Origin of the sequence: Haliscomenobacter sp. (genome assembly GCF_041740695.1) — a bacterium.
Taxonomy (GTDB): domain Bacteria; phylum Bacteroidota; class Bacteroidia; order Chitinophagales; family Saprospiraceae; genus Haliscomenobacter.
On record NZ_JBGSLK010000028.1, the window covers coordinates 20,413 to 45,545 of the forward strand.

A 25,133-nucleotide genomic window follows, 5' to 3' on the forward strand; every position below is an offset into this window, starting at 1 on the left:
TTTCTTTTTCACCACCTAAGAAACCTAAGACACCCAAGGAAGCACCCAAGAATACACTTCAACCCTTTGCAGCAGCTCGCACTTCGGTGGTTGCTCCGCCGTCCAGCGTCAAACTCACCGGTTTGTTTTGCTGCCAGGCACCACGGGTGAAATCAGGCACATCGATCGATTTACCCCGTTTTGCCACCGATTGTTCACTCAATGGTGCAACCGCACTCCAGCTGGCCGCATCGTACACATCCTGATCCAATGGCAGGCCATTGCGCAGGCAATCGATCAAACGCCAGTCCATGATGAAGTCCATCCCCCCGTGTCCACCCACTTTTTTGGCAATCTCACCAATGTGTTTGACCAGAGGCGTACTGTATTTTGCTTCCAAATCCTGCATTTCCCGTTCGTTCAGCCATTCTTCACCAATAGCAATTTTGGCGGGTGTGGGCCATTTTTGTGCCACCCCTTTTGTGCCACTCAGTACGTGGATTCGGGAGTAGGGGCGGGTAGAGGTCACATCGTGCTGGAGCATGACCGTTTTGCCTTTTTGGGTGCGGATGATGGTGGTATTCATGTTGCCCCGGAAACTTTTGCCTACATATTCCTGGTAAAAAGTATCGCTCTTGGCTTTTTCCTGGGCCAATTTACCCATTTGGAAATCGTTGCTGGAAATGGCCACAAGGTGGTCAAAACGGTCGCCGCGGTTGATGTCCAGGCATTGGGCAATTGGCCCCAGACCGTGGGTAGGGTAGAGATTGCCGTTGCGAAGGTTTTCATTGAGACGCCACATGTCAGAGTAAGAGGCCTTATTGAAGTTCATCTCCAGCAGATTGTGGATGTAGGCACCTTCGGCGTGGACGAGTTCACCGAACATGCCGTTACGCACCATATTCAGGGTCAGTTGTTCGAAAAAATCGTAACAACAATTTTCCAACATCATACAATGGCGCTTCGTTTTTTCGGAAGTTTCTACCAGTTGCCAACACTCATCAATGGTTTTGGCGGCGGGTACCTCCGTGGCCGTGTGTTTGCCCTGCTGCATGGCGTAAACGGCCATGGGAGTGTGCAAACTCCAGGGTGTAGCAATGTAGACCAGGTCGATGTCGTCGCTTTCACACATGGCCTTCCAGCCGTCGTTACCGCTGTATTCGCGTGCTTTGGGGCGGCCAGCTTTTTCCACGATGCTTTGGGCTTTGCTGGCCCGGTTGGGATCTTTGTCGCACAAGGCCACAATTTCCACACCTTCAATGCGGCTCATGCGGCCAACTGCACCAGGGCCCCGGTTGTCCAGCCCGATGAAGCCGATGCGTACTTTATCAAGCTTGGGGGCGGCGAAGCCACACATGTTGAATTGTTGTTTGCCCAGATCCAGCTGGAGGGCATCGGCCTGTTCGGCATTGGATGTAGTAGGCTTGGCTTGCACCAATTGTGGGATTCCCAGTGAGGCGAAACCTGCGCCCCAGGTGATGTTTTTGAGGAAATTTCTGCGATTGTGCATGTGTTAAGGTTTTAAAATGGTAGAGGATTGGGGAAAGTTATAAGATTTTCAGGAATTGAACCTGATTTCAGTTTTAAGAGGCAGGTTTTTACCAGCGGGTATTTGGTGAGTGATGTATAGTGGAAAGACAAGCCCAAACTGATTTGCTTACTCCCTAATTATTTCCGCTTCGCCGTAAACTTCCCATTTGGTTGATCAAAAGTGGCTGTGATAATCTTCCCATTTTCCTCAGCGAAAACGAGTTGATACCCCTTGGCAATTTTTAGGTCAAACCTGAGCGGCGCGACTGGCACCAATTCGTAGTCGGTTTGCCCCGGAACATTGACAAATAAAACATCACCCTTCAGGAAACATTTTACCGTAGCGCCCATTAAATCGTAATCCCCTACAAATTTTTGCAGGTCACTTTGGGTCGTTTTTAACGCTTCGTTGAAGCGTTCGAAGCGGATGGGTTTTACGCCGCCTTGCAGTTCAATTTCAAGGGCTTCAATGTCACCCCGCAGGTTGCTGAATACATTAAAATTCGTGTTTAAGACCCCTTCACTGAGCGAGAATACGTCGTAGTGATAGTGGCTAACTTTGACTTCTAACTCGTTGAATTTCCCGGCCAGGGTATCGCCGCTGGCTTTGATTTCGAATACCCCGTAAGCCTCATTTTTGTATTTGCCAACGTAATCGCTAATCGGGTGGCTGGGTTTGGTGCCTTTTTTGCGGGTATCTTCCACTTTTTGAGCGGCTTCTTCACCAACTTTTAAGGCTTTTTTGAGAGCGGTCAGTTGTTTGTCGCTCCAATCGACCATTGCCAAACCGAGCAACTTGTCGGCTACATAATTGCGCACTACGGAAGGCAAACCCGTACCGTTCATGTTGGTCAAAACGATGATGCCCAGGGAGTCGCGTGGATACAAGGCCACATTGGCCGAAAATCCATCAATGTTGCCACCATGGTCGTGGCGGAGGTGCCCCCGGTAATCGGTGATGAACCAGCCCATGCCATACAAACTATGGAAGGTATAATAGCTGGAATCCAATTCAGTAGAGGCGATGCTGCGCGGTTTAAACAGTTCTTTGTGCAGCTCTGGCGACAGTAGGGTTTGGCCTTCGTATTGGCCTTGCCGAAGCAACATGGTCACCCATTTGGCCATTTCATTTGGGCTGGAATTGATGGAACCTGCCGGGCCCATGGCGTCGATGTTGCGGAAATCCAGTTTTTTGACCTTGCCCATTGGTTTGTCTTCCCAGCCATAGGGTAGGGCATAGTCGGCGCTTTTTTGCATGTCAACTACTGAAAAATTACTTTCTTTCATGCCCAAGGGATCCAATATTTTGGCTTTGGTGTAGGCTTCCCAGGTTTGGCCTGATAGTTTTTCGACCAGATAACCCGCGGTCATGAACATAAAATTGTTGTATTGCCACTGCTGCCGGAAACTCACGGTAGGTTCAAACAAAGGAATGGCTTGATACAATGCCTCCCGGTTGCGCGCCGAGCCATACCAAGCCAAATCATGGCGTGGCAGCCCCGAAACATGACTGAGCATGTCAATGGCCGTCAATTTTTCACCCGCGTATTCATCGTGGAGTTTGAAGTCGGGTAGGTAAGTCTTCAGCGGAAGTCCCAAATTCAATTTCCCATCCTGCGACAATTGGCATACGCCAAAGGAGGTGAAAGCTTTGGTGCAAGAGCCGATGGCAAACTGCGTATTGGCGGAAACGGGCGTTTTTTGCTCCACATCTTTATAGCCGAAACCTTTGGCATAAATCACTTTTCCATTGCGCACCACGGCTAGTCCTATTCCTGGCACTTGCCAGTCATTGCGGGCTTTTTCAATGTAGCTTTCAATGTCTTTAAACGGATCTGTAACGACTGCCGTTTTTGTCTTTTTTTGTGCGAACAAGGCAGACGGTACAAGGGCTGTACAGCAGAATAGAAGAAGAATAAAGCTTAGGTTTTTCATAAAATGTGTTTTAGCTTTGGCTAAGAAAATGATAAATAAGCGGATTGGCGCAAAAAAATCTACAATTTACCAACCTCTTTCTAAGAAGGCCCGTCTTCCGAATTTAAAGTAGCTGCTTTTTATTTCTAATTCCTGATAACTCTTTGGCTTTGGATTTCAAATGAATCACCCGAAATCCAAATCCGAACAAAAAACCTGACATGATGCTACGTAAACATTTTCTCACTGGACTATTAGGGCTGCTGCTGACGACCGTGCTGACCAGTTGTTTGAAGGATTCTTGTGAAACCTCTACAACCTACATTCGTTATGATCCGCAATACATCAATGGCAAGGAGCTGCGCAAAGACATTTTACCAGAAGCACCCAGACCGATCAAAGATGCGGGCAAGATATACGTCTACGAAGGTTACCTGATCATCAATGAGCCAGAAGAAGGGCTGCACATTGTAGACAATCGTAACCCCAAAGCACCCGTACCGGTGGCATTTGTACCCATTCCGGGGAATGTCGACATGGCGGTGCGCAACAACATCCTCTACGCAGACAGTTGGGTAGATTTGGTCATGATCAATATTGAAGACCCAGGAAATCCCAAATTTGCAGGCCGGGTCAAAGATGCATTTCCCAATTATGGCATTGATCCAGAAAAAGGTTATTTGGTGACCTATAAAGAAACCGAAACCACCGAAAGTGTTCCTTCTTGTGACCAGGGTGGGATCATTTTTTTTCGGGGCCAAGAAATGTGGTTGCAGGCTGATGCGGCAATCAGAACCTTTTCGAACAGCTCATCTAGTGGCTCTAAAGTAGGCGCGCCCGGAGGGACTACCGTTGGTATTGGAGGCTCAACGGCAAGATTCACCATCACCGAAAACCATTTGTACACTGTAGATCGTTCTAACTTGCGGGTGTTCAATCTGCTGAATGCAACTGAACCGAAAATGGCCAGTAACGTGAGTATCGGTTGGGACATTGAAACCATCTTTCCATACGATGACAAACTCTTTATTGGTGGCATGGCGGGCATGCAAATTTTTGATGCAACTGACCCCGAAGCACCCAAATTTTTGGCCAATTTCCAGCACGCCAGAGCCTGCGACCCGGTAGTGGCCCAAGGCAACCGGGCGTACGTCACCTTGCGCGAAGGCACCGTTTGTCAGGGCTTCAACAACCAGTTGGATGTGTTGGACATTACGGAGATCACCCAACCCAAGTTGATCAAAACCTACCCTCTGCACAAACCCATTGGCTTGTCCATCACCGGTGATGTGCTGATGATTTGTGAAAGCGATCAAGGCCTTAAGGTGTTTGATGCCAAAGACGATTTGACGATAGACAAAAACCAATTGTCTCACTTGGACGACTTTGACGCCTATGATGTGATCGCACTGGAAAAAGAAGGCCTGGCGATCATTACCGGGAAAAACGGAATTTATCAGTACGATTATTCCAATCCAAAGAAACTGGTGCGTTTGAGCGTGTTGAATGTTTCGAAGTAATGAATTGTAGCCACAAAGACACGAAGAGACAAAGCGTTTTTGACAGCTACGTTGAGCCTGCGTGTCTTTGTTGTAAAAAATAAATTCAATGAAGTTCATCTACCTTTTTTCGCTACTTGTTTTGATGATTTCAAGTGTTAAGGGGCAAAACGACGCTCAGGTTGAGGGCAACAAGAAGGGCCCTAAGCAAGACCTGATCGTGTTGAAAACCGGGAAAAGGATGTGGGGTGAAATCCAGTCGTACGAGCTGGGTAAAGACATGCTGTTCCGCACGCAGGAAGGAAATTTGATGAAAATTCCCTTTGAACTCTTGGACAAATTTGTAGCCGGAGCGCACACTACCAATGTGGAGCACTTTTTGAAACCTGAAAAACCGGAAAAGCCTTTTTTACAAGCGGGAAGTTTTTACAACAACTTTGCCCTGTTTTTCCCATTTGGGGTCGAAACTACGGCGAATAGTAGAACCGGTTTGGGCTTTGAATATAGCTTTGGCACGCAACTTACGCCAAGATTGGGCGTTGGTCTAGGTACTGGGATGAACTTTATGTTCGGCGGAATCTCGGACCGACTAGTTCCCATTGTGGCCGAAGTCCGGTATTATAATAACCCCAATCGACGCCACCGTGCCTATGCCTTGCTTGATTCGGGCTATAGTCTCGGCTGGTCGGCTGATAAACAAAACGAAGCTTACTTCTTCAAAGGAGGTTGGCGCATCCACCCGGCGCTTGGAGTAGCCTGGAACAATAAAAAAACCACCCGCTTGACTACCGAACTGGGCTACTGGCACCAACGGGCCACTTTGGTTGAAGATTGGTGGGAAACCAGCCGCTGGCGCAGAGAAAATGACTACAAATTGAATCGTTGGGTGTTAAAAATGGGTCTACTGTTTTGATCAGAGCGGTCACTGAGCGAAGTCGAAGTGCCGATCAGATCAAAACACCAGACCAAGGACTACAAATATGGCGCAAAACCCGCAACAACATACCGAACAAGAGATCGTAGCAGGCTGTGTGGCCAATAGCCGTTACTATCAAGAACTCCTCTACCGGAAGTATTTCCCGGTGATGTTGAGGATGTGTATGCGCTATACAGAAGACCGCGATGTAGCCTTGGAAATCATCAACAATGGCTTCTTGAAGGTTTTTCAAAAAATCGATACCTATACCTTTAGTGGTTCGCTGGAAGGTTGGATTCGCCGCGTGGTGTTTCACTGTTTGTCCGACTATTTTCGGCAAAATAGCACCCGCAAATTCGACTTTTTAGAGTTGGACGGTAGAGATGCACCAACACGTTCTTCAGCACTGTCCAATTTGTACCTGGAAGACATTTTAAGCCTAGTGGATCGATTGCCAGCTGTGAGTCAAAAGGTGTTTCGACTGTACGCGATTGAAGGATATACCCATGCTGAAATTGGCGAATTACTGAGCATGAGTGAAGGGACCTCCAAATGGTACCTTTCCATTGCACGAAAAGAACTGAAAGAGATGATCAATCGTCAACTCAATAATCAACGGAACTATGCAGGATAATTTACACGAGGATTTGTTTGCCGATCACGCTTGGCAGGAAATGCACAAGCTACTAGATCGGGAAATGCCGGAGCGTAAGCGTCGGGGTGCCTTTTGGTTGTGGTTCCTGCCTGCGTTCGGTTTGTGTGTGTTGTTGGGCCGTGATACCTCATTGGATGTCAAAATCCCGGTTGCCGTAGAAAAACCACAACAAAACCAGCCTGCGATTGCGCAGGTAGAAGGACACAGTGTACCAAATGCTCATAAAAACAGCAAAACCAGCCCCGAAGAGCCAATATCAGCGCCTGTGTCAAAAGCTGACAACAAGGTCGAAGTTATTGCTGCACAAGTACTTACTCCTGGAGTAGGAAATTTGCAAAAAACTGGAAAAACCAAGCTGGCTAAGGACAAGCAAGATCAGCAAAATATTCCAGCAATAGCGGCATTGACGCCTGCATCAAGTGATCTATTGCCGCCTGAGAATGGGTTGAACAACCAGGTCTCAACTAATCCTCCTGCAACGCAAGAGGAAGTTGTAAGCATTTCTACCCCTAATGTAGAGGAGTCAGTTCGCCCCTCAAGTGAGGAAACTTCAGTTGAAAGATGGCGCACCAGCCAAGTCTTGGCTACCCGTGAAGCAAACTTGAATCTCTTTGTAGCGGAACTGGAAAAACCCAGCATCAAACCCCAACGAGCCAAACAAAAGCTGGAATGGTTGGCTGAAACGGGTACCCAATTAGCGTCAGGTACAACAGGTTTGAGTGGCTATAGGGTGGGGCTTTTGAACGCAATACCGATTGGAAGAATGCGCCTGCAAACGGGTCTGGCTTACGAAAAAACGGAGGTAGGCTTTCAGAGCATTCAACGCGATGCTGCGGGCAAGGAAAATTTGACGGATGTTAAGTTGGCCGACGTAGACAAGCCTGCGCTGGGTACCTCGGTAGGCCGGGGCAATGATCAATCGGTATCCAGCATTACTTTACAATTCGTCAATTTGAATGTGTCTTTGTACCATCCGATTGGCAAACGATTGGGCATTGCCTTGGGCGGAAACTTACATTATCTGGGAGGCATCAAGTTGGGTGAAAATTACCTGCGCAGCACCCTGTTTGACAAAGCAGAAAATAGCTACCAGTTTACTACAAACAATGGCAATTTTTTGATTCCTCAAAGCGGCGACTTGTCCAAGGCTAGTTTTCAAGATTTTGGGTTTTCGGCACAAGGCGCTGTGTCGTACCGCATTGCTACGCGCTGGAGCGCTAGCCTGGGTTACCGCCAATCCTTGCAACCTTTCACCAAAACGAGTGATTTATTGTTGAAACCGAGTTGGGTGGATTTGGGGGTACGGTTTCGGATAAAGTAAGCGTTTGATTTCACAATATAACCTTACCAAAGCGGCATTTTTTAAGCACAAAGGACACAAGGGCAGCACAAAAGACACAAAGTTAGACGTTGACGACGCTTTACTTGGTGTCCTTTGTGCTGCCCTTGTGTCCTTTGTGCTAATGCTTTGGGATTGTTTTTTTGAAAAAAATCACCCTTTACGTTACGCACATACTTGCTTTCCATCTTAAAATCGTTTAACTTCTCTCACAATTCAATCATCTAAAACTTGCCCACTATGTTAAACACAGGCCTTGTATTATCGGGAGGAGGCATCAAAGGAATGGCCCATTTGGGACTGATCAAAGCCCTTAGAGAACATGAAATAAACTTCGATTGTATAGCGGGTTCTAGTGCAGGTGCCCTCACTGGAGCGCTGATTGCTGCAGGCCACAGCCCCGAAGAAAGTTTGGAGTTTTTTAAAGCTACCCCGCTGTTCAGCATTTATTATTACTCCACGTCCAAACCTGGTCTGCTCGATTCTGAAAAATTCCGGCCTATTTTTGAAAAATACTTCCCGGACGACGCTTTTGAAGTGTTGCACGAGCCATTGTTTGTGACCACCACCAATTTAGAAATAGGGGACTGGGAAGTACATGACAGTGGGCCACTCATCAATGTCTTATTGGCTTCGGCTTCTTTGCCACCCGTATTTTCGCCCATGTTGATCGATGGTGCCATGCACGCCGATGGCGGTATTATGAACAACTTCCCACTGGAACCGCTGCAAGAGCGTTGTGATTTTTTGATTGGCAGCTATGTGCACCCCATTTCACCCATCAAAGGAAGTGACGTAAAAAGCTCGATGCAGGTAGCGATGCGGGCGATGGATCTATCGCGTTTTGCCATTGTACAACCCAAGTTGGCCTCATGCGATTTCCTGTTTGCTCCTCCTGGCATCGAAGCGATTGGGATGCTCGACCGCAAAGCCATCGATAAATCCTTCAACCTGGGCTATGAAAATGCTTGTAAAGAAATGCCGAAATTGCAGAAATTATTTAAAAAAGAATGGGAAGCAGCCTTTGATTATTGAGAATTGGTAAGGCAGCATTGGGTTTGGACAGATTTTTTTATATTGAGCTTGTTTAAGCTCTTTGATCAAATTCAACACCAATGAAACCTTATTTACTTCTCGCTATTTCCTGGCTTATTGGTTTAACCATTTGGGCTCAGGAATCCATCCCTGAATCCCGCTACGAAAAAAAATCCGTCATGATCACCATGCGTGACGGGGTCAAATTGCATACAGTCATCTTTGTGCCCAAAGAAAGCCAGGAACCCTTGCCTTTTTTGCTCAGCCGTACGCCCTATGGAGTAGCCGATGCTGCTTTTCCTGAGCGGAGCCAGCCTGAACTGGCCAAAGAAGGCTTCATTTTTGTCAAGCAGGACATTCGGGGGCGTTATTTGTCGGAGGGTAAATTTGAAATGTTGCGCATGACCCGCGACCCCAAAGTGCCCAACAGCATCGATGAAAGCACCGATACCTACGACACCATCGATTGGTTGTTGAAAAACATCGCAAACAACAACGGCAAAGCGGGGATTTTTGGTGTTTCTTATGATGGTTGGACCAGCATGATGGCGCTGATCGATCCCCACCCTGCCCTGAAAGCAGTCTCCGAACAAGCCACTCCCGCTGACTGGTTCATCAACGACGACATGCACCACAACGGTGCCTTTCGCCTCAGCTACGGCTTCGACTACGCCTTCATGGAAGAGGCGGGTAAAACCGATACCCTGTTTCCTTTCGATACCTACGACAATTATGATTGGTACCTGCGCCTGGGGCCATTGTCCAACGTGAACACCAAATATTTTAAAAACAGCATTCCGACCTGGACCAATTTCGTCAATCATCCGAACTACGACGCTTTTTGGAAAAAACAATCATTGCTGTACCGCTTTGAAAACAGACCCTTGACCGTACCCACCCAACACGTGGCGGGATGGTATGACCAGGAAGATTTTGCCGGGCCACTGTTCATGTACGAGTTGTTGGAAAAAAAGGATCAAAACAACTTGAATCACATTGTGATCGGCCCCTGGAACCACGGTGGTTGGTCGCGAGGAGAAGGGAGTTCGCTGGGCAATTTGCAATTCGGTGTGCCTACTTCCAAAAACTTTCGGGAAACCATCCAATTGCCCTGGTTCAATTACCATTTGAAAGGCAAAGGAGATGGGCAATTTGCTGAAGCGACCATTTTCCAGACCGGAGCGAACCAATGGAAAAGCTACAATTCCTGGACACCTAAACAAGCCGCCGCGCAGGCTTTGTACTTCCACCCGAATGGGAAATTGTCGTTTGAAAAGCCTGCTAGTATGACAACTAGTCTTTTCGATGCGTTCATCTCCGATCCGGCCAACCCGGTTCCCTACCGCAGTCGCCCGATCGAACAAACCTATGGCCCTGGCTCGCGCTGGCGCACCTGGATGACGGAAGACCAGCGTTTTGTCCATCACCGCCCTGATGTGCTGAGTTGGGAAACAGAAGTGCTGGAGAATGATGTGACCATTTCGGGGAAAGTACTAGCCCAACTCTATGCTTCTACCTCCGCCTCTGACGCAGACTGGATCGTCAAACTCATCGATGTCCACCCCGCCATGGATGAAAAAAACCTGCGGATGAGTGGCTACCAACAAATGGTGACTGCCGATGTGCTACGGGGCCGCTTCCGCAAGGGATTTGAAACGCCACTACCTGTCAAACCTACTGAAGTCACTGCCTATACTGTGGACTTGCTGCAGGCGGATCATGTGTTCAAAAAAGGCCATAAAATTATGGTGCAGGTACAAAGCACCTGGTTCCCGCTGATCGACCGCAACCCGCAAAAGTTTGTACCGAATATCTTTTTGGCCAAGGCGAGTGATTATGTGAAGGCGGAGCATCGGGTGTATCGGAGTGGGGGGTACGCGTCAAGGGTGGAGGTGATGGTGGTGAGGTAGGGTAGTATTCAAATGGACTGTCTCGCTGTCTCGCCCTAAAATTGCTTCACACCAAATAACCTATAACCCATTATTCATCGCCCCTTAAGTAAACGCGAACGCATTTTGCTAAAAAATTCAGGGGTAACTCCAATATAAGAAGCAATCTCCTTTTGGGGAAGCGTTTGAACCAAGCTGGGGTATTTTTCACAAAAATGCCGGTAGCGGTCTTCCGCGCTCAGACTCAGGTTGTCTACCACTCTTTGCTGGGAGGCAACCAGGGAATTTTCGGTGAGAATGCGGAAAAAACGTTCAAATTTTGGCACTTCTCGGTACAGGTTATCCTGATTGGTTTTAGACAACAGCAATACTTCACTTGGGCTTGAGGCCTGGATGTTCAACTGACCAGGTTGTTGGGTAATCAGGCTATACATGTCGGCGATCCACCAACCCGTGGTGGCAAAACTGAGGATGTGTTCAAAACCGTTTTTGTCTATTGTAAATCCTTTTAAGCAGCCGCTCAGCACGAAGGTGCTGTACTTACAAATCTTGCCTTCCTCCAGGAGCAATTGTTTGGATTTGAGGCTACGTGGTTCCAACAAGCTCAAAAAAAACTCGATCTCTGTTGAATTGAGCTGAATGTGTCTGGCAACGTTTTGTAAGATTGGTTCCATCCCAGGTGATATTTTGCCAATGATCTATCGATTATGGTCACAAGTGCCCAAAATACGACTATTCAACATTAGATAAGCTGCTTTTATCTTCAATTTGAGCTAGGCTCTTGGGCGATCCTGCAAGAATCCCTATTTTCACCCATCACTTCACGGATTAGTTTAAACAAGCACATTCATCAATGAAACCATTTTTACCCATACTCCTTCTCTCCGCGAGTATTGCCCTGCAAGCACAGCCCTCGGCTACACCCGCAGCGCAACGGATGCAGAGCATGTTGCAACAACGCAAAGCTTTAGAAACCAATTCCCTGGTCAATGGTGTCGAATTCCGCAACATCGGCCCAACTGTACACAGCGGGCGCATCGTAGATGTAGACGTGCGGGAAGATGACCCCAGCCATTTCTATGCAGCTTTTGCTTCCGGTGGCCTTTGGAAAACCACCAATAACGGCATTAGCTTCGAACCCCTTTTTGACAAGGAAGCCGTGATGACCATCGGGGATGTGGCCGTCAACTGGAAAAGCAACATCATTTGGTTGGGCACAGGGGAAAACAACTCCAGCCGTTCCTCCTACGCAGGTTCAGGAATGTACAAAAGTACCGATGGGGGCAAAAGTTGGCAATACCTGGGGCTAGAAGAAAGCCACCACATCAGCCGCATCATTTTGCACCCTACCGATCCGAATACCGCTTGGGTGGCCGTACTGGGTCACTTGTATAGCCCGAACAAGGAACGGGGAGTATACAAAACCACCGATGGAGGCAAAACCTGGAAACTGACCCTCTTTGCCAATGAAAACGCGGGTGCTGCCGATCTGGTCATCGATCCACAAAACCCGAACATCCTCTACGCCGCTACCTGGCACCGCGAGCGCCGGGCCTGGAATTTTGTGGAGGCTGGGGTAGGAACCGGGTTGTACAAAAGTACCGACGGTGGCAACAAATGGACTTTACTCAGTACCCCGACCGCTGGTTTCCCCACTGGTGAAGGAGCTGGCCGGATTGGTTTGGCCATTGTGCGTTCCGGGGGGAAAGCAGTATTGTATGCAGCCATTGACAACTACAACCGCCGTGCACCCGAAACGCCCGAAGTGCCTGATGCGCTTACCAACGCTCAACTGCGTACCATGAGCAAGGACCAGTTTTTGGCTTTGAAAAAATACCAGATCAAAGAATATCTGGCAGGCAATCGTTTTCCGGCGGATCTAACGGTGGAAAAAGTGACCGAAATGATCAAATCGGACAAAGCGAAACCAGCTAGTTTGGTTGAATTCACCGAAGATGCCAATTCACTGTTGTTTGAAACCGATGTGGTAGGCCTGGAGATATACCGCTCCGATGACGAAGGCAAGTCCTGGAAACGTACCCACAAAGATTACCTCGATCAGGTGTACAGCAGTTACGGCTACTACTTTGGTCAGGTACGTGTAGCTCCGAATGACCCCAATAAAGTTTACGTTTACGGAGTGCCTGTTTTGCGCTCCAACGACGGTGGAAAAACCTTCCGCAGCATCGATGATGACAACGTACATAGCGATCACCACGCCTTGTGGATCAATGGCAAACGCCCCGGGCACCTCATTCTGGGGAACGACGGGGGCATCAACATTTCTTACGACGATGGAGAAAACTGGGTGCATTGCAACACGCCTGCCGTGGGCCAGTTTTATTACATCAACGTGGACATGGCCACCCCCTACAATGTCTACGGTGGGTTGCAGGACAACGGCGTTTGGATGGGCCCCAGCACTTATCAAGCTGGAAGTGGCTGGTATTCCAGTGGTCAATATCCTTACAAACGCATCGGCGGCGGTGACGGGATGCAGGTAATGGTGGACACTCGTGACAATGCCACGGTGTATTCAGGGTCACAATTTGGTAGTTATACCCGCCAGAACACCCGCACGGGTGAGCGCAAGTTCATTACCCCTCGCCATAAATTTGGAGAACGCCCCTTGCGTTGGAACTGGCAGGCACCGATCCATTTGTCGGTACACAACCAGGACATCCTGTACATGGCTTCGAATAAACTGCATCGTTCCTTCAACAAGGGCGACAATTTTGAAGCAATCTCCGACGACTTGACCCAAGGGGGTAAAAAAGGGGATGTTCCCTTTGGTACATTGAGCTGCATCCATGAATCTCCGCTCAAATTTGGCTTGCTCTACACGGGTTCTGACGATGGTTTGATTCACGTTAGCCGCGATGGTGGGGTGAGCTGGAAACTTATCACCAATGGCTTGCCGAAAGACCTGTGGGTGGCGCGGATTCAAGCTTCCAATACAGTGGAAGGCCGGGTTTATGTGGCCCTGAATGGTTACCGTTACGACGATTTTGCGCCTTATCTCTATATGTCGGACAACTTTGGCGAAACCTGGACTGCGATTGGCAAGGACTTGCCGATGGAACCGCTCAACGTCGTGAAAGAAGACCCGGTGAACCCTGATCTATTGTACGTTGGTTCTGATCACGGCTTGTACATTTCACTGGATCGGGGCAAAAGTTTCCAATTGATGAACAACGGTTTGCCCGCTACTCCGATACACGATGTGGTGATCCACCCACGTGAACGCGAGATCGTGGTAGGTACGCATGGCCGCTCCCTGTACATCGGCGAAGCCAAAGAAATGCAACAACTCAAGGCAGATGTGCTGGCTAGCACGATTAAAGCTTTTGAACCCGATGCACCGCGTTGGTCACCACGTTGGGGAGCCGTATTTGCAGTTTGGGCCGATACGGGCAAAGCGGAGATGAAGTTCCCCGTGTACGTCAATGCAACGGGTAAGGTGAAGATCAGCATCAAATCGGACGATGTGGTGCTCAAAACTTTTGAGGCTGACGCCAAAAAAGGCTTGAACTACCTGAGCTACAACCTGACCATGGATGCGGACAAAGCTTCAGTCATGGATCAAAAGCTCAACAAGGCGCGCAAAGACGATGAGCGGCCTACTACCTTAAAAGCTGCGAAAGATGGCAAAATGTATTTGCCGCGTGGGGATTATAAGGTGGTGCTGAGTAAGGATGGAAAGGAGAGTGAGGTGAAATTGAGCTTGAAGTAATTCGCTTGGTTTTTATTTTCACAAAGGGCACAAAGGCAGCACAAAGGACACAAAGTTAGACGTTGACGACGTTCTCACTTGGTGTTTTTTGTGCTGCCTTTTCAATTTTAAAGATGGACTATGATAAAATACTCCAGATCCTATTGGCTTTTAATGATTGCATTGTTCATTCTTCCTGCTTGCCAAAAGAACAAATGCGGCTTACACGAATTCAAAAATGTGAGAGCCATAAAGTTCTCCTTGGACAAGTGGCATGGCTTAAATTTGTCAAAAGAATTGAAAGTAGAAGATCCATACACTTTTGAGGCCCTTCAGTTGGAGCAAAGAGAACAAATGTTATGTGACTCCGGTGTTCAATAATTAAACTCGAAAAACTTGACAAATAGTTTAGAGAAACGTATTTTTGTTAAAAATGCTTAAACATGAACATTCTGGAAATTAAGGGCACATTCGTGAGCATGATAGCGCAAGTTGATGATGAAAAACTACTTCAAGAAATGTTACAAAATTGTCTTGAGTTGCTAAAAAAAGAGGACAACTTGTCGGATTTGCCTCCAGAAATATTGCAGGATTTAGAAGAAGCAAATGCCGATAATGACATGAGCGATGTGATTCCTAACGATGCAGTATTTCAACAATTTAAATCATGGCAAAAGCAATAGTTTGGAAGCCTATTTTATAAAATTCAAGGAAACTTTATTGTGATTCACTTCGTTTGGGATAGTCGACAAGATCCCCGAAAAAATCCTTATCTGTAAATTTTTAGCTGCAAAGGAGTTTCCCTTGCAGCTAAAAACATCAATTAAATAATTGTCGCCACCCTCTCACCCATCACACTAATGCTGTGCGCCAGGTCGTAATGGTCGGTAATCAGGTGTTCGATCATATCGCCCATTTGTGAGCAGGAGTATACTGTATCCAGATGTAATTCAGCCGTACCAATCCCTTTCTCCAGCGCGTTGCGCACTTTGTGGCGCACCACGGATGCTTCTTCGTACAACTTAAAATGGTCCAACATCATCGCTACCGAAAGAATGGTCGCGATGGGGTTGGCAATGTCTTCACCCGCTGCCCGCGGAAAAGAACCGTGGATGGGTTCAAATAGGGGAGTGCCGTCACCCACCGATGCCGAAGGTAACAAACCAATTGAGCCCGTGATGGCACTAGCCTCATCCGAAAGAATATCTCCAATCAAGTTATCGGATAAGATGACGTCGAATTCTTTGGGATTCAATACAATTTGCATGGCTGCGTTGTCGGCGTTCAGGAACTCCAGTTTTACAGTTGGATAATTTTTGGCCATTTTGCTCACCGTCTCCCGCCACAATAAGGAAGTTTCAAGCACACTAGCTTTACCAACCAAGGTCAATTTACCCCGCCGCTTACTCGCTTGTTTAAACGCCAGGCGGGCAATTCGTTCGATTTCACGGGGGTGATAAGTGGTGACATCGTAAGCACTACCATCGGCATTGCGGCCTTTTTCTCCAAAATAAATGCCACCGGTCAATTCCCGGTAAATGATGAAATCTACGTTTTTGATCCGTTCTTTTTTGAGGGGAGAAAGGTGCAGCAGCGAATTGACGGTACGCACCGGGCGGATGTTGGCAAACAAGCCCAGTTTTTTGCGCAATTGCAACAATCCTTGCTCCGGGCGGGTTTGCACCGTGGTTTGATCATCGTATTTAGGATCCCCGACGGCCCCAAACAGAATAGCGTCACAACATTGTACGCCGGCTAGGGTATGGGCGGGTAGGGGAGTACCATATTTTTCAATGGCGGCGGCTCCAACATCAAAATAGTGCAATTGGAATTGGTGATGGAATCGGTCAGCAATGGCTTCCAGCACTTTGACGCCTTGTTCAACTACTTCCTGGCCGATGCCATCGCCGGGAAGTATGGCAATTTTCTTTTCCATGGGATACTAATAATTTGTCAGTAAAGGACTGTTGTCTTTTGGGGTTAGCGTTTGTTTAAGTATTGGGACCGGGCTGCAAACGGTCCAATTTCGCCCAAATTTCGTTCCAAAAATACTCATTTAGCGCTGCTAAACTCCGCTTTTTGTGCCTCATTTGGGCGAAATTGGCCTCGTTTTCGCCTTCGCCCCCAATACTTAAACAAACGTTTAATCATTAGACGTAATAAAATAGAAAAAGGTTTCCTTTTTGGCAACACCAAAATGGGAAACCTTTCTCTTTCCTAAAGAACGAACGAAAAGCTGACAATGCGTCTTAAGGCAAAGTAAAATTTTGGTAATATTTAGTTAAATAACTGTTGCCAATTCTCTGGCTTCGGCAATAATGTGCTCCAGATCGTTGTCGTCGATCTCTTTTTTGCGGTCAGCCCATTCCAAAAACTTGCCGTAAGTGACGTCTAATTCGTCTTTGGTCAGGTTCTGGCCAATTTCTTTGGCGCGGAAAGCCAGGGCGGCACGACCACTACGGGCGGTCAATACAATTTTGGATTGATCCACACCTACTTCCAGCGGATCGATGATTTCGTAGGTTTCGCGCTGCTTGATCACCCCGTCCTGGTGGATACCGGAAGAGTGGGCAAATGCATTGGCACCTACAATGGCCTTATTGGGCTGTACGGGCATACCCATCCGATCGCTGACCAATTGGCTGGTAGGGTTAAGCAACTTGGAGTTGATGCCCGTGGTGAAGCCCAGATAAGGGTGTTGGCGCAGAATCATCACGACTTCTTCCAGAGAAGTGTTACCAGCGCGTTCCCCAATCCCATTGATGGTACATTCGACCTGACGGGCCCCATTTTGCACACCCGCAATCGAGTTGGCAGTGGCCAGCCCGAGGTCGTTGTGACAGTGGGTGGAAAGGGTACACTTGTGAATACCTTTTACGTTCTCGTAGAGGTATTTGATTTTGAGGCCATATTCCTCTGGCAGGCAATACCCAGTGGTGTCTGGGATGTTCAAAACCGTGGCACCGGCAGCCACAACGGCTTCGATGACTCTGGCGAGGTACTCATTATCGGTACGTCCTGCATCTTCCGCATAAAACTCTACATCCTCAACGAAGGATTTAGCGTATTTTACGGCGGCTACGGCGCGTTCGATGATTTCTTCGCGGGTGGCTTTGAATTTGTGGAGGATGTGCGAGTCTGAAGTGCCAATGCCCGTGTGGATACGGGGGCGTTTGGCGTATTTCAAAGCCTCGGCGGCAGTTTTGATGTCTTTTTCCACCGATCGTGAAAGCCCACAAACTATGGGGTCTTTCACGGCTTTACAAACGGCTTCCACCGATGCAAAGTCACCGGGACTGGAAATAGGAAAACCCGCCTCGATCACATCAACGCCTAGTTTTTCCAGGGCCAAAGCCAACTCAACTTTCTGTTCGGTGTTCAACTTACACCCTGGAACCTGTTCCCCATCCCTTAAGGTGGTATCAAATATGTAAATCCTGTTGCTACTCATTGATGCGGATTTTGTATGTTTGCTGTCTTCAAAGATATTTTGTTGCTTAAGCGGCTTAAAATCAAAATCAAAAATTAGTACAAGTCGGTAAGCAACATTATGTTCCAAAAGTTGTTGACACTTAGTCGATTAATAAAATCGAATTTACAATGCCTAAACAAAAAACTGATGACCTTGTGGCGTTGATCCGCTCCCTTACGCGGGCCGAAAAGAGGCATTTTCGCTTGTTTGTGAAACGCAATCAGTCTTCCGAAGACATTCTGTTCCTGCAACTTTTTGATTTTTTGGAAAAACGAGGCGAGTACGAAGAGGATGTAATTCTGAAAAAAATTCCCGAAGTTAAAAAGAGCCAACTCTCCAACCTCAAAGCCCATTTGTACAAACAACTACTGACCAGTTTACGGCTGCTGAGTACCAAAAATGCCAACGACATTCAAATCCGCGAAATGGTGGATTACGCACGGGTGCTCTACAACAAGGGCTTGTACCGCCAGTCTCTGGATATGTTGGAAAAGGCCAAGGGGCGAGCAAAAACTGGCAATTACCACGCCTTGGCACTGGAGATTCTAGAATTTGAAAAACACATCGAAGGCCAATACATCACCCGAAGCATTGAAGGCAGAGCCGATTTGTTGGCAGCGGAAACCCTGGAATTGACGCATATCATTGAGCAGACCCATGCTTTTTCCAATCTGGCCTTGCAGTTGTACGGCTTGTATTTAAAAGTGGGCTATGTGCGCAATGAAAAGGATGCCCAAGATGTAAAACAGTTTTTTTACTCCAAATTGCCCAATGCGGAGTATAAAAACCTTGATTTTATGGGCAAGTTGTACCACAACCAAGCCTACATGTGGTATTATCACATGAATCAGGAGTTCACTTCTTGCTACCGCTACGCCCAGCGTTGGGTCGATTTGTACAAAGAGGAGCCCGAAATGCTGGAATTGCATACACCTTTGTACCTCAAGGGTTTGCACAATCTGCTGAGCACTTTGTACAACATGCTGCATTTCAAACGTTATGCCGAAGTTTTTGACGATTTGATGAGCTTTCCGGAGCGCTTCGACATGGCCGACGACAACAACATTGAAGGCCTTTACTTTTTGTTCAAGTACATTCACGCCATTCAGAAACACTTCATTGAGGGGACCTTTAGCGAGGGCATTGCTTTGATCCCCGAACTGATGGAGATCATTGAGAGTGATCGCTACAACTGGGACCACCACCGCATCTTGGTGTTTTATTACCGGATTGCCTGCCTATATTTCGGCAGCGGCGACAACGACAATGCCATCACTTACCTCAACCTGATCATCAACCAAAAGAACCCCGATTACCGCGCCGATATCCAGGTTTTTGCCCGTATACTCAACCTCATTGCACACTTTGAAATGGGCAATGCCCAGTTGGTGGAGTACCAGGTGAAATCGGTTTATCGCTTTTTGTCCAAAATGGAGGACATTGGGGCGGTACACCGGGAAGTCTTCCGTTTTTTGCGTCGCATCCCGCGGATGCGTGAGCAAGAATTGCGCAACGAATTCATCTCCCTGCGCGACAAGCTGGTCAAGCTCGAAAACGATCCCTTTGAACGCCGGCCTTTTATGTACCTGGATATTATTTCCTGGTTGGAGAGTAAAATTGAGGACAAGGAGGTGCAGGATGTGATTCGGGCGAAGTTTGTGGGGCGGAGGCAGCGGTAGTTTTATTATTTGTATACGATTGGAACTATATTTTTCTGAAAATTGTAGGAAGCATTGCCAATAAACGCTTTGCTTTAAGATGGTACACACATAAAACTTTAATTATTAACCCTATAATTTATTTCAATGATCATTTTTGGAACCCGGGGTGTAACCCTAACCTCAGAAAAAGGAGACTTTCATTGCCCTCAATGTGCCTCCGAACAAGCCTACAAACACAAAAAAGTACGGCGATTTTTCACCTTGTACTTCATTCCCATCATTCCCCTCGATCTTTTAGGTGAGTATGTAGAATGCCAAAGCTGCCGGGGAACTTTTGTGCCCGATGTATTGGATTATGATCCTGAAGCTGAGCATAACGAATTTATGGCTGAGTACGAGAGAGCTATTCGACATTCGATGGTGCTGATGCTTTTGGCAGATGGGGTAATCGAAGAGCAGGAAAAAATTACTGTTCTGAACATCATCAACCAAACGGGACATCACGATATGTCTATGGCGCAGCTAGAAGCCTACATTCAAAAAGTTCAGCAAGAAAGACAGCCAGTTTCTACGTATCTGAAAACAGTTGCGCCAGGATTAAACAACCATGGCAAAGAGATGATCATCAAATGTGCCTATTCTGTTTCAATGGCCGATGGTCACATGGCTGATGAAGAATTCCGTTTGATTCAAGATATGGCCAAATCCATGGATATGACCTCGGCGCATCTGAATGGTGTCATTCAGGAAGTTCAAAAAGAGAAAGTTTTTTCTGCTAATTAACTCCAGTGCCCATTTCTGAAGCAGTGTCTTTGGAAATGGGGCTTCTTTTATCCCTAGTTACTTCCTCCCAAACACCCCCAACCTCCAAGGCTTCCACTTCCACTTCAACAAACTCAAATGCTGCTCCTCCCGAATGGCATCATCAAAAAACAAAACCCCGATCTGCAACAAATCAATCGACAACTTCACTTGTGGATGTTTCCTTACCTTCTCCCAACAGCCCTCCATCTCCTTCGACCAATGGATATCCGCCAACACAATCACCGATTTGGCATGGATTTTGGGTAAAGCCCATTCAAAGTATTGCTCTGCCCTACCGGCGCGATGATCCCCGTCAATGAACAAAAGATCCAATTGCGTTATTTCATTAAGGATTTGCGGGAAGGTTTTTTGAAAATCCCCCAAAAGGAGTGAAATGTTCGAAAATTCGAGCCTTTGGAAGTTCATTTGCGCCACATCCGCAATATCGGGGCAACCTTCCAGCGTTGTGACCTGTCCATTAGGGGCAGCAGCAGCCAGGTACATGGTGGATAAACCCAGGGAGGTGCCCAGCTCTATGATCTGTTTGGGCTTGTAATGAGCGACCAGGCGGAACAATTGTTGGCCAGTAGCTTCAGAGACTGCGCTGTACCGCACGATGTTGCGTACGCTGCGTACTTTGGCTCGATTGGCTTTGGAGCCAGCGCCGAGGTCGACGATTTCCAGCGGAAAATTGTTGCGATTGAGGCGGGCACGCATGCGCTCAATGAAGGGAAAAGCGTAGAAAAGACGCTCGTCTTCCACAACATAATCCACAAAGTCGGCAACAAAAGGCGAATGAACATCGTATTTAGTAGCGGCTTGAAAATAAAATCGCAAGCAACGAAAGCAGAACCGCAGGTAAAAAAGGAATAACATCATGCAAATTCAGTTCAACGCGAAAGATATAATTTGCTTTGGTCTTTGAATACCTTGCGGATAGTCTATTTTTGTTTTTATTCTATTTTGATCAAATAAACCTTGAAATGAAGCGCAAATTTTGCACAATTGTAGCATTCCTGATTGGGATGATGGCTAGCAACTTGATGGCTCAAGCGCCACAGAACTGGTTCCACTTGGATCCTTCCAAAGACGGTGTCCCGGGTATGGCCACTGAATCGATCTACAAACGTTTGCCCAAAACCAAAAAAGGCAAAACCGTAATTGTAGCCGTGATTGATTCCGGTGTCGATTACAAGCACGAGGACCTGAAAGAGGTGATGTGGGTCAACGAAGATGAAATCCCCAACAATGGCATCGATGACGACAAAAACGGCTATATCGACGACATCCACGGCTGGAGCTTCCTGGGCAATGCCAAGGGCGAAAACGTGGTACACGATAACCTAGAAGTAACGCGCCTTTATGCTACCTTGAAAAAGAAATTCGACGGCAAAGACCCGGCGACTTTGAGCAAAAAGGAAAAAGTTGAGTACGCCAAATACGAAGAGTACAAAGCTGTAGTGGAAAAAGGCCGCCAGAGTGCTGAAGGCAACCTTAAGCAATTTGCTATGGTCAAAGAAATGTACGATCAGTTGGTGAAAGGTTTGGGAACGGACAATCCTTCGCTCAATGACCTTAAAAAATTCAAAACCACCGATCAACGCTTAAACGGCATCAAAGGGATTTTTGTCCAGGGTATCGAAGCTGGCGAGACTTTTAAAAGTATGGCCGGCCAAATCCTGGAAGCCTACGACCACTATTACGGCCAGTTGAATTACAACTACAATCCAGATTACAATCCTCGTACCATTGTAGGTGACAATTACGCCGATGTCAATGAGCGTTTTTACGGCAACAACGATGTAAAAGGTCCTGATTCCAAGCACGGCACTCACGTTGCTGGCATCATTGGTGCCAAACGTGGCAACAACATCGGGATGGACGGTGTAGCCGATAACGTTCGCATCATGTCGGTTCGCACCGTACCTGATGGCGACGAGCGCGACAAAGACGTGGCCAACGCCATTCGTTACGCGGTAGACAATGGTGCTACCGTGATCAACATGAGTTTCGGCAAAGGTTATTCTCCCCAAAAAGCGGCTGTAGACGCTGCCGTGAAATACGCTCAGGATAAAGATGTACTACTCATCCACGCAGCGGGTAACGATGGAAAAAACCTGGATTTGACCAACAATTACCCCAACGACCATTTTGAGAAAAAAGGCAAACCTGGTAAAAAATCAGCGACCAACTGGGTTGAAGTAGGTGCTTTGAACGCAGATTTGGGTGAACACATGGCAGCAGAATTTTCCAACTACAATCCCGAATATGTTGATGTATTTGCCCCCGGCGCTGAAATTTACGCCACTACGCCTGAAAATACTTACGAAAACCTCCAGGGTACCAGTATGGCTGCGCCGATGGTTGCAGGCGTTGCGGCAATCCTCCGCTCATACTTCCCTGACCTCACTGCTGATCAGGTGAAAGAGGTGCTGATTGCTTCTTCGGTTAAACAAAACCGCAAGGTGATCAAACCCGGTACGGAAGATGAAAAGGTTGACTTTAGCACCCTCGGCAAAAGCGGTGGTATTGTCAACGTGGAAAAAGCAGTAGAATTGGCCATCAAAACAGTTGGCAAAAAGAAAGGGGTTCAACGGATTTTGGTAGCAGGAGATTTGGCTCCAGCACCGAAGGTGATTCCTTAACTTGGAGTGATGAATGATAAGTGATGAGTGATGAATTGCTGCCGCAGCGACATTTGTATAAGACACTGCGGATGCCATTCATCACTCATCATTCATCACAACTCACTTATTAGCACCATCTTCGCCCCATCTCACTTGACTAAAGCATCTATTAGTTTGCCAAAATGGTCAAGTGAACACCCCTTTTTGCAGAGTAGACAAGCCGTTCACCGAAGCATATCCATTTTACACCACGATTAATTGTAATTTTGAAAGTATTTTGGTGAATATGGAAACGCAAAACTGATGCAAAACTTCATACAAAAGCAGCGGGTCTTTTTGATCCACTTCTGCTTCTGGTGCTTTTATTTTTTTACCTTTTGTTACCAGTTAAGGGATCACAAAGATGTGCATGAGACTTGGTTTGGCATCATTAACAATGCCCTTTTACAGGTAGCTTATTTGATGTCGGTGGCTTACGCCAATTATTTTCTCTTTTTGCCCCGTTTTTTCAAGCACAAAAAATGGTGGAAATTCGCCTTGGAATTATTGCTGACGGTGGTGGTTGCCACCTGGATTTTCTTGATTCTTAAACGCTATCTTGTTGATGGGTACACCTACCAGGTTCGTTTCGCTTACAGCAATCGTTTTGCCATCACGGTATCCATGTCTGCCATTTTTATCGCGTCGTTCATTGCCATGCTCAAGTTTTTAGAGGACTGGTTTCAACTGGAAGCGAGCAAGCGAGAAATGGTAAATGAAAATCTCAGTGCAGAATTGCGCTTCCTCAAAGCCCAGATCAACCCGCACTTCTTGTTCAATACCCTCAATAATTTGTACTACCTGGCCTATACCCAATCTCCGAATACCACGGAGGTGATTGCCAAGTTGTCACAAATGATGCGCTACATGATTTACGATTCGAATCACCAGCGCGTGCCGATGAACAAAGAATTGGAATACATGCAGAACTACATCAGCCTGGAGAATTTGCGCCTCAACGATCAAATCCCCATCAAATTTGACGTAGAGGGGAACCCCGAGCAAGTATTGATTACGCCACTGATTTTGATTACCTTTCTGGAAAATGCCTTTAAACATGGCGTGGGGAACAACAATCCCAATGCCTGGGTGAACATCAGTCTTAAAATTGACCAAAATTCTTGTATTTATAGTGTAGAAAATAGCAAATTGCCTACTCAAACTACGGGCGAAAAATCGGGTATTGGCCTGCAAAATGTTCGCCGCCGATTGGAATTGAGCTACCCCGCAAAGTATGAACTGATCGAGGAAGATCGTAAAGACAGTTATTTTGTACAACTTAAATTGGATTTGTCATGAACAATACGCTGAATTGCTTGATCGTAGACGATGAACCACTGGCGCGCAAACTCCTCAGTGATTATGTTCAAAAAGTGCCCTACCTCAAGCTTTTGCGCACTTGTTCCGACCCGATGGAGGCTCTGGATTTTTTGCGGGATAACCCGGTCGATTTGTTGTTTTTGGACATTCAAATGCCCGAAATCACCGGGCTTACCCTGTTGAAGATTTTGCAAAAAAAGCCCTGGGTAATCCTGACCACGGCATATTCCGAATATGCGCTGGAAAGTTATGACTTGGATGTGGTAGATTATTTGTTGAAACCCATCACTCTGGAGCGCTTTTTGAAGGCGATGGAAAAAATCAACCAAAGGATGCAGCGCATCGTCAATCAACAATTGCCCTCTGAGGAGTTAGCGTCGCTACCAGTTGCTGCAGAAACAGGCCCTGCGTATATCTTCGTCAAAGATGGGACCAAGCTGGTCAAGGTGAAATTGAGTGAAATCATGTACGTGGAGGGAATGAAAGATTATGTGGCCATCCATACCCCTCAGCAGCGAATTGTTACCTTACAAAGGTTGAAAGCGATGGAAGAACAGTTGCCGGAAAGCCAGTTTATCCGCATCCACAACTCCTACATTGTAGCCCTGGAATGGCTGGACTCCATCCACAAGGAGAAAGTCAAGGTCGGCAGCGCTTTGCTCCCAATTAGTGATTCTTACCGCAAATCATTCAAGGATTTCATCGAAAAGAACCACATTAAAATGGACTAATACCCCGAGAG

Annotated in this window: 19 protein-coding genes; 13 read left to right on the forward strand and 6 right to left on the reverse strand. The window is 47.1% G+C overall.

All coding sequences use genetic code 11. From position 1 onward, the window contains the following. Positions 1 to 58: 58 nt before the first annotated feature. Positions 59 to 1,489, reverse strand: coding sequence for a Gfo/Idh/MocA family protein (locus ACEW9O_RS06285; RefSeq protein WP_373549286.1), 1,431 nt, complete (start codon positions 1,487 to 1,489; stop codon positions 59 to 61). Positions 1,490 to 1,647: 158 nt separating this feature from the next. Further along, the gene (locus ACEW9O_RS06290) at positions 1,648 to 3,444 is read right to left on the reverse strand and encodes a serine hydrolase (RefSeq protein ID WP_373549287.1); all 1,797 of its coding nucleotides are present in this window, start codon (positions 3,442 to 3,444) and stop codon (positions 1,648 to 1,650) included. 200 nt (positions 3,445 to 3,644) lie between these two features. Here ACEW9O_RS06290 and ACEW9O_RS06295 point away from each other — a divergent pair, with 200 nt between their 5' ends. The 6 genes from ACEW9O_RS06295 to ACEW9O_RS06320 all read left to right on the forward strand — a co-directional run bounded on the left by ACEW9O_RS06295 (position 3,645) and on the right by ACEW9O_RS06320 (position 10,777). Further along, entirely contained in the window at positions 3,645 to 4,943 is a 1,299-nt protein-coding gene (locus ACEW9O_RS06295; protein WP_373549288.1) for an LVIVD repeat-containing protein, read from the forward strand. Positions 4,944 to 5,031: 88 nt separating this feature from the next. Further along, positions 5,032 to 5,835 (forward strand): hypothetical protein, encoded by an 804-nt coding sequence (locus tag ACEW9O_RS06300; protein WP_373549289.1) that lies wholly within the window; start codon positions 5,032 to 5,034, stop codon positions 5,833 to 5,835. Positions 5,836 to 5,902: 67 nt separating this feature from the next. Further along, entirely contained in the window at positions 5,903 to 6,472 is a 570-nt protein-coding gene (locus ACEW9O_RS06305; protein WP_373549290.1) for an RNA polymerase sigma factor, read from the forward strand. Further along, entirely contained in the window at positions 6,462 to 7,814 is a 1,353-nt protein-coding gene (locus ACEW9O_RS06310) for a hypothetical protein (RefSeq protein ID WP_373549291.1), read from the forward strand. Before ACEW9O_RS06305 ends, ACEW9O_RS06310 begins: the two co-directional genes overlap by 11 nt. 258 nt (positions 7,815 to 8,072) lie before the next feature. Beyond that, on the forward strand, positions 8,073 to 8,867 hold the full coding sequence (locus ACEW9O_RS06315) for a patatin-like phospholipase family protein (RefSeq protein ID WP_373549292.1): 795 nt from the start codon (positions 8,073 to 8,075) through the stop codon (positions 8,865 to 8,867). An 80-nt stretch (positions 8,868 to 8,947) separates the two neighbouring features. Next, positions 8,948 to 10,777, forward strand: a complete 1,830-nt coding sequence (locus ACEW9O_RS06320) for a CocE/NonD family hydrolase (protein ID WP_373549293.1) — start codon at positions 8,948 to 8,950, stop codon at positions 10,775 to 10,777. 74 nt (positions 10,778 to 10,851) lie between these two features. Here ACEW9O_RS06320 and ACEW9O_RS06325 read toward each other — a convergent pair whose 3' ends face one another. After that, positions 10,852 to 11,430, reverse strand: coding sequence for a Crp/Fnr family transcriptional regulator (locus tag ACEW9O_RS06325; RefSeq protein ID WP_373549294.1), 579 nt, complete (start codon positions 11,428 to 11,430; stop codon positions 10,852 to 10,854). A gap of 179 nt (positions 11,431 to 11,609) precedes the next feature. On the opposite strand from ACEW9O_RS06325, the gene ACEW9O_RS06330 reads away from it, so the two are divergent. Together ACEW9O_RS06330 and ACEW9O_RS06335 are read left to right on the forward strand one after the other, a co-directional pair. Next, positions 11,610 to 14,489 carry a glycosyl hydrolase gene (locus tag ACEW9O_RS06330; protein ID WP_373549295.1) on the forward strand — a complete coding sequence of 960 codons (2,880 nt, stop codon included), beginning with the start codon at positions 11,610 to 11,612 and terminating at the stop codon, positions 14,487 to 14,489. A gap of 422 nt (positions 14,490 to 14,911) precedes the next feature. Next, positions 14,912 to 15,151, forward strand: coding sequence for a hypothetical protein (locus ACEW9O_RS06335; protein WP_373549296.1), 240 nt, complete (start codon positions 14,912 to 14,914; stop codon positions 15,149 to 15,151). Between the two features lie 140 nt (positions 15,152 to 15,291). Here the strand turns inward: ACEW9O_RS06335 and leuB are convergent, their stop codons facing one another. After that, complete coding sequence (gene leuB / locus ACEW9O_RS06340; protein WP_373549297.1) at positions 15,292 to 16,404, reverse strand: 3-isopropylmalate dehydrogenase; 1,113 nt, start codon at positions 16,402 to 16,404, stop codon at positions 15,292 to 15,294. A 345-nt stretch (positions 16,405 to 16,749) separates the two neighbouring features. Continuing rightward, positions 16,750 to 17,919, reverse strand: coding sequence for a 2-isopropylmalate synthase (locus tag ACEW9O_RS06345; protein ID WP_373549298.1), 1,170 nt, complete (start codon positions 17,917 to 17,919; stop codon positions 16,750 to 16,752). A gap of 149 nt (positions 17,920 to 18,068) precedes the next feature. Between ACEW9O_RS06345 and ACEW9O_RS06350 the strand changes: the two genes are divergently transcribed. Continuing rightward, positions 18,069 to 19,619: a hypothetical protein gene (locus ACEW9O_RS06350; RefSeq protein ID WP_373549299.1), complete on the forward strand. Its 1,551-nt coding sequence runs from the start codon at positions 18,069 to 18,071 to the stop codon at positions 19,617 to 19,619. A 126-nt stretch (positions 19,620 to 19,745) separates the two neighbouring features. After that, positions 19,746 to 20,384: a TerB family tellurite resistance protein gene (locus tag ACEW9O_RS06355; protein ID WP_373549300.1), complete on the forward strand. Its 639-nt coding sequence runs from the start codon at positions 19,746 to 19,748 to the stop codon at positions 20,382 to 20,384. 57 nt (positions 20,385 to 20,441) lie between these two features. On the opposite strand, the gene ACEW9O_RS06360 is transcribed toward ACEW9O_RS06355, so the two are convergent. Further along, entirely contained in the window at positions 20,442 to 21,284 is an 843-nt protein-coding gene (locus ACEW9O_RS06360; protein WP_373549301.1) for an O-methyltransferase, read from the reverse strand. A 104-nt stretch (positions 21,285 to 21,388) separates the two neighbouring features. On the opposite strand from ACEW9O_RS06360, the gene ACEW9O_RS06365 reads away from it, so the two are divergent. The 3 genes from ACEW9O_RS06365 (at position 21,389) to ACEW9O_RS06375 (ending at position 25,122) form a co-directional block, all read left to right on the forward strand. Further along, complete coding sequence (locus tag ACEW9O_RS06365; protein WP_373549302.1) at positions 21,389 to 23,050, forward strand: S8 family peptidase; 1,662 nt, start codon at positions 21,389 to 21,391, stop codon at positions 23,048 to 23,050. Between the two features lie 285 nt (positions 23,051 to 23,335). Then, positions 23,336 to 24,370 (forward strand): sensor histidine kinase, encoded by a 1,035-nt coding sequence (locus tag ACEW9O_RS06370; RefSeq protein WP_373549303.1) that lies wholly within the window; start codon positions 23,336 to 23,338, stop codon positions 24,368 to 24,370. Continuing rightward, the gene (locus ACEW9O_RS06375) at positions 24,367 to 25,122 is read left to right on the forward strand and encodes a LytR/AlgR family response regulator transcription factor (protein WP_373549304.1); all 756 of its coding nucleotides are present in this window, start codon (positions 24,367 to 24,369) and stop codon (positions 25,120 to 25,122) included. Before ACEW9O_RS06370 ends, ACEW9O_RS06375 begins: the two co-directional genes overlap by 4 nt. The last annotated feature ends 11 nt before the right edge of the window (positions 25,123 to 25,133 follow it).